This window comes from Mesorhizobium sp. M7A.F.Ca.US.008.03.1.1, from assembly GCF_003997495.1.
In the GTDB taxonomy this organism is placed as follows: domain Bacteria; phylum Pseudomonadota; class Alphaproteobacteria; order Rhizobiales; family Rhizobiaceae; genus Mesorhizobium.
Map to the genome: position 1 here is coordinate 95210 of NZ_RZRU01000003.1, position 12720 is coordinate 107929.

Annotated in this window: 14 protein-coding genes; 4 read left to right on the top strand and 10 right to left on the bottom strand. The window is 64.0% G+C overall.

Annotation, left to right across the window (positions count from 1 at the left end; all coding sequences use genetic code 11):
• Window positions 1-64 precede the first annotated feature (64 nt).
• The 3 genes from EOA16_RS06015 to EOA16_RS06025 form a co-directional block, all read right to left on the bottom strand.
• The gene (locus tag EOA16_RS06015) at window positions 65-823 is read right to left on the bottom strand and encodes a metallophosphoesterase family protein (RefSeq protein WP_127256351.1); all 759 of its coding nucleotides are present in this window, start codon (window positions 821-823) and stop codon (window positions 65-67) included.
• A gap of 174 nt (window positions 824-997) precedes the next feature.
• On the bottom strand, window positions 998-2080 hold the full coding sequence (locus EOA16_RS06020; protein WP_127256353.1) for an acyltransferase: 1083 nt from the start codon (window positions 2078-2080) through the stop codon (window positions 998-1000).
• A gap of 114 nt (window positions 2081-2194) precedes the next feature.
• On the bottom strand, window positions 2195-4102 hold the full coding sequence (locus EOA16_RS06025) for a propionyl-CoA synthetase (protein ID WP_127256354.1): 1908 nt from the start codon (window positions 4100-4102) through the stop codon (window positions 2195-2197).
• 142 nt (window positions 4103-4244) lie between these two features.
• On the opposite strand from EOA16_RS06025, the gene EOA16_RS06030 reads away from it, so the two are divergent.
• The 4 genes from EOA16_RS06030 to EOA16_RS06045 all read left to right on the top strand — a co-directional run bounded on the left by EOA16_RS06030 (window position 4245) and on the right by EOA16_RS06045 (window position 7206).
• Window positions 4245-5093, top strand: coding sequence for a DUF2259 domain-containing protein (locus tag EOA16_RS06030; protein ID WP_245455867.1), 849 nt, complete (start codon window positions 4245-4247; stop codon window positions 5091-5093).
• 420 nt (window positions 5094-5513) lie between these two features.
• Window positions 5514-5798, top strand: coding sequence for a PqqD family protein (locus EOA16_RS06035; protein ID WP_013528093.1), 285 nt, complete (start codon window positions 5514-5516; stop codon window positions 5796-5798).
• On the top strand, window positions 5798-6232 hold the full coding sequence (locus EOA16_RS06040) for a lasso peptide biosynthesis B2 protein (protein ID WP_127256356.1): 435 nt from the start codon (window positions 5798-5800) through the stop codon (window positions 6230-6232). Before EOA16_RS06035 ends, EOA16_RS06040 begins: the two co-directional genes overlap by 1 nt.
• The gene (locus EOA16_RS06045) at window positions 6229-7206 is read left to right on the top strand and encodes a serine kinase (RefSeq protein WP_127256357.1); all 978 of its coding nucleotides are present in this window, start codon (window positions 6229-6231) and stop codon (window positions 7204-7206) included. Before EOA16_RS06040 ends, EOA16_RS06045 begins: the two co-directional genes overlap by 4 nt.
• A gap of 12 nt (window positions 7207-7218) precedes the next feature.
• Here EOA16_RS06045 and EOA16_RS06050 read toward each other — a convergent pair whose 3' ends face one another.
• From EOA16_RS06050 to dhaL, 7 genes are all read right to left on the bottom strand, one after another.
• Window positions 7219-8187: a nucleotidyltransferase family protein gene (locus EOA16_RS06050; RefSeq protein ID WP_245455868.1), complete on the bottom strand. Its 969-nt coding sequence runs from the start codon at window positions 8185-8187 to the stop codon at window positions 7219-7221.
• Between the two features lie 104 nt (window positions 8188-8291).
• Window positions 8292-9278: a dihydroxyacetone kinase subunit DhaK gene (dhaK, locus tag EOA16_RS06055; RefSeq protein WP_127256359.1), complete on the bottom strand. Its 987-nt coding sequence runs from the start codon at window positions 9276-9278 to the stop codon at window positions 8292-8294.
• Between the two features lie 119 nt (window positions 9279-9397).
• The gene (locus tag EOA16_RS06060; RefSeq protein ID WP_127256360.1) at window positions 9398-9820 is read right to left on the bottom strand and encodes a hypothetical protein; all 423 of its coding nucleotides are present in this window, start codon (window positions 9818-9820) and stop codon (window positions 9398-9400) included.
• 11 nt (window positions 9821-9831) lie between these two features.
• Entirely contained in the window at window positions 9832-11418 is a 1587-nt protein-coding gene (gene ptsP, locus EOA16_RS06065; RefSeq protein WP_127256362.1) for a phosphoenolpyruvate--protein phosphotransferase, read from the bottom strand.
• Window positions 11402-11704, bottom strand: coding sequence for an HPr family phosphocarrier protein (locus EOA16_RS06070; protein WP_127256363.1), 303 nt, complete (start codon window positions 11702-11704; stop codon window positions 11402-11404). Before EOA16_RS06070 ends, ptsP begins: the two co-directional genes overlap by 17 nt.
• Window positions 11705-11726: 22 nt before the next feature.
• Window positions 11727-12116, bottom strand: a complete 390-nt coding sequence (gene dhaM, locus EOA16_RS06075) for a dihydroxyacetone kinase phosphoryl donor subunit DhaM (RefSeq protein WP_013528085.1) — start codon at window positions 12114-12116, stop codon at window positions 11727-11729.
• Complete coding sequence (gene dhaL, locus EOA16_RS06080; protein WP_127256951.1) at window positions 12113-12715, bottom strand: dihydroxyacetone kinase subunit DhaL; 603 nt, start codon at window positions 12713-12715, stop codon at window positions 12113-12115. The genes dhaM and dhaL overlap by 4 nt, the downstream gene beginning before the upstream one ends.
• Between the last annotated feature and the right edge of the window lie 5 nt (window positions 12716-12720).

The window sequence follows — 12720 nt, forward strand, 5'->3', positions numbered from 1 at the left end:
CGCGAGTGGCTCCACTTTGAAGTGCATCGATCTTCAGGTCAGCACAGCTGAACATCGATGCGCGTCAGGAGAAGATCAGCCTGCCTTGCTTGTCGGCGATCCTGACGGCGGTCAGGCGTCCGCTCTGGAAGGCGGCGGTGTCGATGCCGAGCCGGCGCCCTTCGAGCTTCGGGACATCCACCGGCGTATGCCCGTGCACCACCCAGCGGTCGAGCAGGTGTGTTGCCTCGAAGAAGTCCGAACGGATGTTGATCAGGTCATGGTCGGTTTGCGCCGCAAGGTCGACGCCGGGCCTGATGCCGGCGTGGACGAACACGAACTTCCGCGAACGGACCATGATCGGCAGCCCGCGCAGGAAGCTGACGTGATCGTCTGGAATGATCTCCCTTATGCGCCGGTCGATCTGCGCGCTGCTCCCGTAGAGGCTGGCGAGGCGCGCCGGATCGATGCCATAGGAAAACAGGGTTTGCAGGCCGCCCGTCGCCAGCCAGGGTTCCCGGGACAGATTTCCGTCGAGATAGTTCAGCATCGCCACTTCGTGGTTGCCCGCAAGACAAATGCGCTGAAATCCTTTCGGCGGCGGCGCCAGGAGGTGATCGAGCACCCGCGCCGACTGAAACCCCCGGTCGATGTAGTCGCCAAGCATGACGATGATCTTGCGGCTCTGGAAGCGCAGCGAATCGAGCAGGATCTTCTGCTCCAGGGCGCGGAGTTCCTTGTAGCAGCCATGCACGTCGCCGATCGCATAGACGACGGCGTCCTGCATGTCGATATCGAGGCGCGGCCGCGCCGCGATGCGGGGTTTTCGCTGGAACAGGGTCACGTGCGGGGCGTCTCGAGGCGAGCTCTCATGCCGAAGGCATAAGTGCCTGTTATCATGCCCGAAACGGAGAATTCCGCAATCGTGGAAATTCAGCCGCGGGGGTCGGGACCGCCAATACATGTCGCTCAGAAACATGCTTTAGGTCGGCGGCCGGCACGGTCTGCCGGACCGTCGTCAGGCTGCCTTGAGCCGATAACGGAAAACGGTGTGGTCGAGCAGCAGCCGGATGCGTGGTTCGGCCTCGGTCGCCACCAGCCAGCTTGCCGCGATCATCGTCGCGCCGACGACCGCCATCGAGAACAGATGCGGCAGACCGGCGCGGACCAGGATGCCGAGCAGGGCCGCGCCGACGACATCGTGCAGCAGGTAGAGCGGATAGGTCATCAGGCCGATCCGGCGCCAGCCGCTCCAGGAGAGGTCTAGCCGCAGCGACCACGCCATCAGCGCGATGCCTATGAGGAAGATAAGGATCGGCGGCGCGAACGGCATCTCTCGCCCGACCTTCAGGATATGAACATCGACCGAACTGGCGATCTGCAGCACGCCGCCGCCCAGGAACAGGGCGCAGAAGGCAAGGCGGGCGGCTGTCACCGCCTTGAGGCGCATCAGCCACAGCATGACGCCGGTGGCGAAGAAAACGCCGTGATGCACCAGCAGCAGGTCGAGCGTGCGTGTTTCGGCAAGATCGGCCCAGTCGAGCGGGTAATACAGGCACCAGAACAGTGTGCTGACCAGACCTATGGCGATGGCCACCATTTCCATCTGATGGAAGCGGCCGAGCCGCAGCAAGGTCCAGACAATGGCATAGAAGGCGATCTCGATGCCGAGCGTCCAGTAGACGCTGTCCACCCATGGCGCGTAGGGAGCGAACAGGGCGGTGCGGACGAGCCGGATGACGGCATCGGTCGGCCAGCTGAGACCGAGAATTAACAGCACCACCGCGGTGACCGGTGCGCAGATCCACACCGCCGGTGCCAGCCGTTTCACCCTCGCTTCGAAAAACCGCAAAGGCGTCGACCGTTCGGCGCTGAAGGCGATGACGAAGCCGCTGATGACGAAGAAGATCTGGACGCCGACCCAGCCGGATTCGACCCAGGCGCCTATTGCCGGTTGCGGGGGAACGCCGCCCGTGGCGCGCGCCGAAACACCGTCCGGATACGCCCACACCCAGAAGCCATAGTGGTAGACCATGACCATGACAGCGGCGAGAAAGCGCAGGATGTCGACGCCGCCAAATGTAATCTTCTGCTGAGCCATGCGACCTTTGTCGATGGCCCCCCGCAAACGACTCTAGGGTGCATTGCTGCGTCGCACAATAAAAGTATTGCTTGCCGATCGAAAAGGTTGTCCGCGGCCCCACCCTTCAGTGGCTCAAAGTCCGATTCCGCGTTCCTTCAAGGCGGCGGTGATCTCGTCGAGGATGACCGGATCGTCGATCGTCGCCGGCATGGTCCATTCTTCCTTGTCGGCGATCTTCTGCATGGTGCCGCGCAGGATCTTGCCGGAACGCGTCTTGGGCAGGCGCTTGATCGTCACCACCGTCTTGAAGGCGGCTACCGGGCCGATGCGTTCGCGCACCAGGCCGACCACCTCGTTCTCGATCAGGCCGACATCGCGGGTTACACCCGCGTTCAACACCACGAAGCCCAGCGGAACCTGGCCTTTCATGGCGTCGGCAATGCCGATGACCGCGCATTCGGCGACATCGGGATGGGCCGAAAGCACCTCCTCCATGGCGCCGGTCGACAGCCGGTGGCCGGCGACGTTGATGATGTCATCGGTGCGGGCCATGACGTAGAGGTAGCCGTCCTCGTCGACCATGCCGGCATCCGCCGTCTTGTAGAAGCCGGGGAACTCATCGAGATAGGCTTGGCGGAACCGTTGATCGGCGTTCCACAGCGTCGGCAGGCAGCCGGCCGGCAACGGTAGCTTGATCACCACATTGCCCAGCGTGCCGCGCTGCACCTCATGGCCGGCATCGTCGAGCACGCGGATATCGTAGCCGGGCATCGGCACGCCGGGCGAGCCGTATTTTACCGGCAGCAGGCCAAGGCCGGCGGGATTGATCGTCATCGGCGAGCCGGTCTCTGTCTGCCACCAATGGTCGACCACAGGCACATTCAGCTTCTGCTCCGCCCATTTGATGGTTTCCGGGTCGGCGCGCTCGCCGGCAAGAAACAGCGTGCGGAACTTCGAGAGGTCGTGTTTGGCAATGAACTCGCCCTTCGGGTCCTGCCCCTTGATGGCGCGGAATGCGGTCGGCGCGGTGAACAGCGCGACGACGCCATGCTCCGCTATCACCCGCCAGTAGGTGCCGGCATCGGGCGTGCCGACAGGCTTGCCCTCGAACAGGATGCTGGTGCAGCCATGCAGCAGCGGTCCGTAGACGATGTAGGAATGGCCGACCACCCAGCCGACATCGGATGCCGCCCAGAACACCTCGCCCGGCTTGACGCCGAACTCGTTTTCCATCGTCCATTTCAGCGCGACCATATGGCCGCCATTGTCACGCACGATGCCCTTGGGCTGCCCGGTCGTGCCCGATGTGTAGATGATGTAGAGCGGATCGGTGGCCAGCACCGGCACGCAATCGACATTGGCGCCCGCTGCCCGTTCGCGGGCGACGGCATCGGCGTAGTCGATGTCGAAATGCTCCCTCAGCTCGCAGCGCAACTGGTCGCGCTGCAGGATCAGGCAGGCGTCTGGCTTGTGGCGGGAGATCTCGATCGCCTTGTCGAGCAACGGCTTGTAGGCCACGACGCGGCCCGGCTCGAGGCCGCAGGATGCCGAAATGATCAGCTTCGGCCTGGCATCGTCGATGCGGGTGGCAAGCTCATGCGAGGCAAAGCCGCCGAAGACCACCGAATGCACCGCGCCGATGCGGGCGCAGGCCAGCATGGCGATGGCCGCCTCGGCCACCATCGGCATGTAGATGATGACGCGGTCACCCTTGCGAATACCACGGTTCTTCAGCACCGAGGCGAGTGCAACCACCTCGCGCTTCAACTCGGCATAGGTGAACTTCCTGATCGTTCCCGTGATCGCGCTGTCATGGATCAGCGCGATCTGGTCGGCGCGCCCGCCGGCGACATGGCGGTCGATGGCGTTGTAGCAGGTATTGCAGGTGGCGCCGGTGAACCAGCGGCCATAGACGCCGGCCGTGGCGTCGAACACCTTGTCCCAGGGCGAATACCAGTCGATGTCGCCGGCAGCATCCGCCCAGAAGCGTTCCGGGTCACGTTTCCAGCCTTCATAGACCTCGTGATAGCGTGAAGCCATCCATACCTCCCCAGGAAATGTTTTTCTTCCTTCCAGATAGCGCGCTCTACCCTTGGCCGCAAATCCACGCCATTGTGTGACGACATCGACTTGGCGCTTGGGGGCAAGCAGCTATGAACTGCGAGACAGGACTGGGGTGGTGATGTCTGCTGCTGTGCGGATCATCGGGCGCTTTTCGCTATCGTCGGTCATGGGCGCCGCACTTGCTATGTCCATCGGAACCGCTGAAGCCGGCGATGCCGCGGCACGGCACATCATCGGCTTTTCGCCGGATGGCGCTTATTTCGCCTTCGAGCAATACGGAACGCTCGACGCTGGCGTCTCGGACTCCGGCTGGTCGCAGATCGACATCATCGATACCCGTACGGATCAGTTCGTTGGCGGGAAGCCGATCCTCGTCGTCGACGAGACGGAGGAGGCGACACTGACGCTGGAGCAGGCGAGGGCGCAGGCCGCCGCTCAGGCGGCGCCCATTCTCGCCCGATATGCCATCACATCCCCGGCCGAGCAGGCGGCTTCCGACAAGTTCACCTTCCCGGGCGAAATGGTTGCCTACAACGACATCTCCCGCCTCGAACAGGTGTCGCAGAAACGGCTGGCGCCGCTCCATGGCGAAGCAGGCATTTCGACCATCCAGCTCGACGAAATCCTGGCGGCCAGCGCGACCGATTGTTCGGCGAGTTTCGATGCGACGCAGCAGGGCGACCAGCTACTTCCAGGTGAAGAGCCACTTCAAGGTGAGAAGGCAGGCAAGGCGCTCGGCTTCCGGCTGACGCTGCAAGGGCAGGACGGCAAGCCGATCAAGATCCTGCACGAGGACAAGACCGTGCCGGGCTCAAGAAACTGCCCGACCTCCTACAGCCTGTCGGAATCCTACGAACTCACCCCGGCCGGCAGGTCGCCGGTGATTGTCGTGCTGGTGCAGCGTTTCAGCCAGGGTTTCGAGGGGCGCGATCGCCGCTTCCTTGCGGTGACCGGGCAGCCACGCTGAGAGGTGTCTGAAGGTTGTTTCTAGATCGGCAGGGCCACAAGCATGAGGCCAATCCCGCCAGCGATCAAAATGGCTGTAGCCAGCGCTTTTCTGTGACGTTCGAAGCTCGTCGGAGCTCGCTCCCAATTGTAACGCATACGCTATCTCCCCAATACCCGGACAGGTCTTACCTTACTTAGGGGAAGAAATGCAACGTCCGCTGCCGGCAGGCCCGCTGCTTGTCACGTTTCATCGATGACTATTTCTGGGACGAATGCGGCCGGGAAGGCGCAACCGAGCAGGTTTTAACGCGACTGGCGCGGAGAATCTGTCAGCAAAGCCGTTGGTCCCGCGAACTGGGCTCCCATGATCGGCTGATAGACAGCGCTCCATCTCCGCGCTATCTGATTTCCGGGATAAGCGTGGCTTGGAGGGGGCGTGGTGGAAATAGTCTCTGGAACCGTTCTGCGGCTGGCCGAGGATGCCTCCGTGCAGCATGTGGGCGATGGCGCAGTTGTGCTTTTGGCGCGCAGCGGCCAGCTTTATACATGCAACGGCACGACCGAAGCCTTTCTCGACAAGGTGGACGGCGCGCGCAACCTCGACCAGATCGTCGACCTGCTTTGCGAGGAGTTCGAGGTCGACAAGGGGACGCTCGATCAGGACATGGCGGCACTGGCCACGGATCTGATCTCGGAAGGTATCCTCGCCGCGCCAGGTGCTTGATGGCTGACGGCCCGCTCCTGCGCGCTCTGTTTCGCTGTCATCTCTGGGCAAGCGCGCGGCTGATGCCGGTCCTCGTCACCAACCGGAGCTTCGAGGAGGTGCTCAAATGGGCGCCGCTCGCCTCGTCGACGCCCTATCGCGGTTTGCCGTCCGCCTACATCGTCGCGAGCGTCAACCGGACAGTCCGCCATCCCTGGCTGATGCGTGACCGCAGGTGCTTGAGGGAGGGTCTGCTCGGTCATCGTTTCCTGCGGCTAGCCGGCTTCGATCCGGACCTGCGCTTCGGCGTCGATCCGCAATCGATGCAAGCGCAGCGTCTGTCGGCGCATTGCTGGGTCTGCCTCGACGGCGAGCCGGTGGTCAGCGACAAGCTTCCCGGCATAGTCGAGATCTATCGTCATCATGCCGATGCCGTAAAGGCGCGTCCCGCTTGACCAGACCTTCAGCCTGCTATGGCCTCAACGGCCTGATCCTTGGCATATCGGCCGAGCGCCCCGAGCTGGGGCAGGATTTCGACCGGGTGCTGGGCAGCCTGCGTTTAGCGGAACCCGTCGAGCCGGACTTTAGCCTCGGGATCGCCGAGACAGACACGCTGGATGAGACACCCAATGGATCCCTCGTCTTCGATGGCGATGTGCCGGAGGACGGTCCCTGCCGGATGATCGAGGATGGCGGCATTGTCCATCTCGTCTTTCCCGGGCGCCAAACCGTTGCGATCAATGGCGGGGAGGGTTGGGCCGAACTCCGGATTCGCACCGGTACGAAAGCCGCCTGGACGCCGTCGATGCTGGTCCTGGACGCCGCACTCGACGCCGGTGGCCAGCATATGCTGCACACGGCCGGGCTGACCCTGCCTGACCGCGATGCGGTCGTCCTGATCCATGCCCCGAGCGGAACGGGCAAGACCACGACGTCGCTGGCGCTGGCAACACAGAGCTTTGGCCTCTGCTCCGACGACGCCATGATCCTGAATGTCGCTTCGGGCAAAGTCGTCGCCTGGGGCTTGCCGCGCGCCGTCAAAATCCACCGGAAGACTGCCGAAATGATCCCGCAGGTGGCGCCATGCCTTGGCCAGACCTGGGATCGCAACAGCGAACAGCCCGTCTCGCTTGAAAGGCTGGCGGGGATCGTGCGGGTGGAAAACGCATCCGCCCGCCCGGTGGCGGCCCTTCTGCACCTGGCGCGTTCCGCCGACAGCCAGACCCGGCTCGTCGCCATGGCCAGGACCGACGCGATGGTGGCGCTGGCAGTGGACAATGTCCGCACCAGCATGACCGGGCTGCTGCCGATGCAGAAACGCCGGCTGGCGACCATCGCCGGGCTGGTCAATTCGGTGCCGACCTTTCAGCTCGAAGTGGGCGCGCGCCCGGCTGACGCTGCGGCGCTGATCAGCGCCACCCTGGACTGACGTCAAGTCAGGCTACTTGCGGCCTGGCTTGGCCAATCTCTGGATCCACCGGAAGGCGTCGCGGCGCAGGCGCGAGCCCAGTCTGTCCCTGGAATTGACGCCAAGCAGCGTATTCGTGGTGATCAACCGCCTGGCCAGCCGTATGGAGAGATCGGGCTTGATGCGGCCGGCGAGCTCAAGCGCGCGGCTCTCCTCGAACAGCTGGCCGGTCACATCGAGCACAACAGCCAGTTCGAGCTCGATGCCGGTCATGCGGGCGGCATCGAAGAGGCGTGCTTCTGCTTCGGGTGATTGCAGCGCCCGCACGCCTTGCAGCACGTCGACGCAAAGCTGCAGCCGGTGGAATTTGTGGCCGCCGGCGGCGTGCACGATGGCAATCGTCAAAAGGGCCGCCGGCGTTTCCGTCGCTTCGCCGTCGATGGCGCGCAATTCAGGGAAACCCAGCGACAGGCGCCGCCGCATGCCGGTGTCATGCACGAGGTCGCCATGCAGTTCGACCAGCAGGCTGGAATTCTCCTTTTCGAGCCATTTGAATTCCTGCAGCTCGTAGGATTCGGCCTCGTTGCTGCCAAGCCCGAAGCCACATGCCGCGATCACCTGGTTTGCCCGCGCCAGGTTGGCGGGTTCTACCAGGATGTCGATGTCGGTGAACGGCCTGTCGGCGACGTTGCGGTAGAGCTTTCGCGCGAAGACGGGTCCCTTGACGATCCGCGCCGGAATATTGTCCGCCGCCAGTCCCTTCATGATGCGGTCACCATGATACTTCAACAGCATCGACTGGCCGGTGGCGATCGTTGCCTTCTGGCGCAGATTCTCCAGCTTGCTGTGCAGGTCCGCATCCGCTGGCAGCCGCCCGCTGAGCTTGCGCAACATGATCGGCAGCACGCCGTGGAACTCGGCATTGTCGAGCAGCGCCGTCAGCGTCTTTGCCGACAAATCTTCGCCGCCTGCCGCCGCCTCGGGGTCAGCGAAGCGCAGCAAGAGTCTTTCTTCGGCGGCAGTGAGAGATGGCAGCATCAACCCGGACAAGGTTTCGATAAGGATTGTCGGGGATGGTTGCAGAAAAGCCTGGTGTAAGCCAGCTTTTACATGCCCCGGCGCAGCGCCGCAGTGTGTACCGGCGCGTCCCAGAATGTGGTCGTCTCGTCGTCGAGCAAGGTCAGCGTGATCGAGCAGCCCGCCATGTCGAGCGAGGTGACGTAGGAGCCGACCAGTGAACGGGTCACCGTCACGCCCTGCTTCTCGAAAATCGCGCGCGCGCTGTTGTACATCAGATAGAGTTCCATCAGCGGCGTGCCGCCGAAGCCGTTGACGAACAGCAGCGCCGGACCCTTCGCCCGCTCGCCGAAATCGCCCAGGATCGCGGCACAGATCTCCTGCGCGATCGCATCGGCGCTTTTCAATTTATCGCGCCGGCGGCCGGGCTCGCCATGGATGCCGACGCCGAACTCCATCTCGCCATCGCCGATGTCGAAAGTCGGCCTGCCCGCCGCTGGCACGGTGCAACTGGTCAGCGCCACGCCCATCGAGCGGGTGGCCGTGTTGACGCGGTCGCCCAGCGCCTTCAACGGCGCCAGCGCCAGGCCGTGTTCAGCCGCCGCGCCGACGATCTTTTCCACCACCAGCGTTCCGGCGACGCCACGCCGGCCCGTCGTATAGGAAGAATTCTCGACGGCGACATCGTCATTGGTCACGATCTGCTGGACGCCTTCCGACATCTCGGCCGCCATGTCGAAGTTCATCACGTCGCCCTCATAGTTCTTGACGATGAACAGACAGCCGGCGCCGGTGTCGGCGGCTTCCGCCGCCGCCAGCATCTGGTCCGGCGTCGGCGAGGTGAACACTTGGCCGGGGCAGGCGGCGTCCAGCATACCGTGGCCGACAAAGCCGCCATGCATCGGCTCGTGACCGGAACCGCCGCCGGAAATCAGCGCCACCTTGCCCGGCCGCAAGGTCTTGCGGCGGATGAATTTGTGCTCGTCGCCAAGCACGAGGATGTCGGCATGGGCGGCCACGAAACCGTCGAGGCTCTCAGTCAGCACCGTGTCCACCGAGTTCATAAATTTCTTCACGGCCGTCTCCTCCCGAAATATGCCCGACACGAGAGCAATTCCAGGAAAAGTGTGTAACGGTTTTCCGTCCGGAATTGCGTAGAAACAAAGGGTTAGGGCGGCGTTGACCGCTCTAACGGTCAGCCACCCTTGCCGGTGATGCTGGTGATCTTCTGGATAAAATCGTTCACCGCTCTGTCGAGCGCGGCATTCTGCTTGTCGTCTCCGAAATCCGGCAGGATTAGCGAAACATGCCGCGTCTTGCGCATGCCTGATGCGATCGACATCTTGCCTGGATGCGCCTGGTGGTAGGCGGCGAGAAACTGGTCGCGCTCGGCCGGGCTGAAATGGCAGACGGAAAAGATAGCCGGCAAATGTTTTGACGGAATCGGGATCGAATAGGCGGGGCTGGAGATCTGGGTGACGAAGCTGCGGTGCTTGCCAAGCGCATCGGCCAGGCGCTGGCGCATGCCGGAGGGGCGCTGGTCGATGACGTGCGACAGGATCGTCTTGTAGGCGCGGATCGCCTCTTCGGAACCGGGTTCGGGTGTCCTGTCGACCATGCCAGCCGCGCCTAGACCGAAATATCAGCGATGGCCGCCTTGGCCATGGCAAGTTGCGCCGGAGCGACGGAAAGAGCGCGCAGGCCGGCCTCGAGCAGTGACGGGATCGAGGCTGGATCGCCGCCGGCATCGCCGCACAGGCTGACCGGGATCTTTTCACGCTGGCCAAACGCGGTGACGGCAGCGATCAGCCGCAGCACGGCCGGATGACGGACCGAATTGAGATGTGCCACGGCAGAATTGTCGCGGGCGGCCGCCATGACATACTGGGTGAGGTCGTTGGAGCCGATCGAGAAGAAGGCGGCCTCGGCAAAGGCTTCCGGCACGATCGCTACCGAAGGCACCTCGACCATGATGCCGAGCGGCGGCATCTCGTAAACGATGCCGCGCGTAGCAAGCACCGCCTGCTCCTCGGCGAACATCGCCGTTGCCTGCCGGTATTCCTCCACAATGGCGATCATCGGGAACATCACTTTCAGATTGCCGTGGACGGCGGCGCGCAGCAGCGCCCGGACCTGTACACGAAACACCTCCGGTCTTGCCAGCGACAGCCTGATTCCGCGCAGGCCGAGGAACGGATTGCTCTCCTCGACCGTAAAGCCGGGCACCGGCTTGTCGCCGCCGGCGTCAACGGTGCGGATCGTCACCGGCTTGTCGCCGGCCCACTCCAGCACCTTGCGATAGGCGCGATACTGCGTCTCCTCATCCGGCAACGTCTTGCCGAACAGGAATTCGGTGCGCATCAGCCCGACCCCGTCGCAGGTGGCGATATCGATGCCGTCGACCTCGGACGGGTCGGCGATGTTGACCTGCATCCGGACCGCCGTGCCGGCCTTGGTCACCGCCGGTCGCGCCAGGAACGTCCCGGCCCGGTCGCGGCGCGCCCGGAATGATGAGGACGATTGGCGAAAGGCGTCGATATCGGCCTTGGAGGGCAGCAGCACGATGCCGCCATGTTCGGCGTCGAGCAGGGCTGCGCCGGCTAGATGCGCTAACAAAGCGCCCAACCCGACAAGCATCGGCACGCCGCGCGAGCGCGCCAGCATGGCGACGTGGCTGGCGGTGCTGCCCGCCCTCAGAGCGATGCCGCCGCCGCGGCTCCAGTCGGTTTCGAGAAAACGCGTCGGCGCGATGTCCTCGCCATAGAGGATGGCACCGGCTGGGGCCTGGACGTCGCCATCCTCGGACAGCGCCCGCAGCACCTGATCCCGGATGTCGCGGATGTCGGCGGCACGCGCGCGGAAATAATCCTGGTCTGAAGCATCGTAGCCGGCAGCCTCAGTATCAAGCGCTTGCCGCCATGCTTTGTCGGCTGGCAGGCCGGTGCGGATCGCGGCAAAGGCCGGGCTGCTCAGCGCATCGTCTTGCAGCATGGCGATCTGAAACTCGAGAATGTCGGCGGCATCGCCCTCGGCCATCTCGATCAATGCGGTGAGTCGGCCTGTCGCGACGGCGATTGCGGTTTCGAGCGCGGCCTTCTCCTCGTCGGCTGTTTCTTTGCCGACATAGGATACGACAGTCTGGTCAAGGTCGAACAGTGGCCCCTCGGCATAGCCGGCCGAGGCCGAAATGCCCTGCAGTCTAAGCGGTTCGGACATGGTTCGCGCCTTCGTCGAAACCGCGCCGCACCAGTTCCACCAACGCGTCGACGGCATCATTGGCGCCGTCACCGCTGGCCCTGATGTGCAGCACCGTGCCCTTCGGCGCCTTGGCCGCCATCACCTTGACGATGCTCTTGGCGTCGAACCACGGGCCGTTGGCGGCAAGAGCGATTTCCACCTCGGCGGCAAACGTCTTGGCCAGCTTGGTGAACTTCACCGAAGGACGTGCGTGCAGGCCCACATCGTGGGTGATCACAACGGTCGCTTCGGCGGATGCGGACATGTCTTTCAAAATTCCCGTTCACTCACGACGGCGACAATTCATGCGCCGTCGCCACCACTTCCCGCAGCGAGGCGCCGCCGGAGGCCTCGGTCGCCGCCATCACCGCGCCTTCGACGATCGGCGCGTTGCAGACGATGATCTTGTGCGACCGTGGCTCGCCGATCATCTCCACCGCCATTTCCGAGTTGGTCTCGGCACCGCCGAGGTCTACCAGTATGGCGACACCGGCCTCCGACCAGGCCTTGTCGATGGCGCCCATGATCGCCTCGACATTGGTGCCGAGCCCGCCATGACCGTTTCCGCCGCACCATGCAAGCGGCACTTCGTCGCCCACCATCTGCCGCACCATGTCGGCCGTGCCCTCGGCAACCAGCGGCGAATGCGAAACGATGACGATGCCGACATTGCTCATGGCTGACCTTCCAGCGTTTCGACGATCGTGCGCACCAGAAGCGCGGTCGAACGTGCGCCGGCATCCATGTGGCCGATCGAACGGTCGCCGAGGAACGACGCACGGCCGCGCAAGGCCTTCATCGGCACGGTCGCCTCGGCGGCCGCATCGGCGATGTCGGCGATTTCCGGCGCCGTCTTTCCCTGCAGCAACGCGTCATGTACCGGCTGTAGCACGTCGAGCATTGTCTTCTGCCCGACCTGCGATTTGCCACGCGCTGCCACCGCTTCGAACGCCTTGCCGAAAACCGTGGTCAGATTGGCACGATCGGGCGCCGCCGAAATCTCCTTGCCGAGCGCCAGGAACAGGGTCCCGAACAGCGGACCGGAGGCGCCACCCACCGTCATCACCAGCTTGGTGCCGATAGCCTTCAGGGCATCGGGCAACGGCTTGGCCGAAAACGCCTCGGCTTCGGCCCGCACCGCCTCGAAGCCGCGCTTCATGTTCAGCCCATGGTCGCCGTCGCCGATCGCCTGGTCGAGCGCGGTCAATTCCTCGGCGTGGGCGGCGATCGCATCCGCGGCGGCCGTGATCAGCCCGGCAAGGTTAAACGCCGCCATGTCAC

Excerpts from the sequence above, each read along its gene's own strand:
- EOA16_RS06070 (WP_127256363.1), bottom strand. The coding sequence starts at position 11,704 with ATGTCCGCATCCGCCGAAGCGACCGTTGTGATCACCCACGATGTGGGC.
- EOA16_RS06030 (WP_245455867.1), top strand. The coding sequence starts at position 4,245 with ATGTCTGCTGCTGTGCGGATCATCGGGCGCTTTTCGCTATCGTCGGTC.
- EOA16_RS06025 (WP_127256354.1), bottom strand. The coding sequence starts at position 4,102 with ATGGCTTCACGCTATCACGAGGTCTATGAAGGCTGGAAACGTGACCCG.
- dhaL (WP_127256951.1), bottom strand. The coding sequence starts at position 12,715 with ATGGCGGCGTTTAACCTTGCCGGGCTGATCACGGCCGCCGCGGATGCG.
- EOA16_RS06020 (WP_127256353.1), bottom strand. The coding sequence starts at position 2,080 with ATGGCTCAGCAGAAGATTACATTTGGCGGCGTCGACATCCTGCGCTTT.
- dhaM (WP_013528085.1), bottom strand. The coding sequence starts at position 12,116 with ATGAGCAATGTCGGCATCGTCATCGTTTCGCATTCGCCGCTGGTTGCC.
- ptsP (WP_127256362.1), bottom strand. The coding sequence starts at position 11,418 with ATGTCCGAACCGCTTAGACTGCAGGGCATTTCGGCCTCGGCCGGCTAT.
- EOA16_RS06040 (WP_127256356.1), top strand. The coding sequence starts at position 5,798 with ATGGCTGACGGCCCGCTCCTGCGCGCTCTGTTTCGCTGTCATCTCTGG.
- EOA16_RS06060 (WP_127256360.1), bottom strand. The coding sequence starts at position 9,820 with ATGGTCGACAGGACACCCGAACCCGGTTCCGAAGAGGCGATCCGCGCC.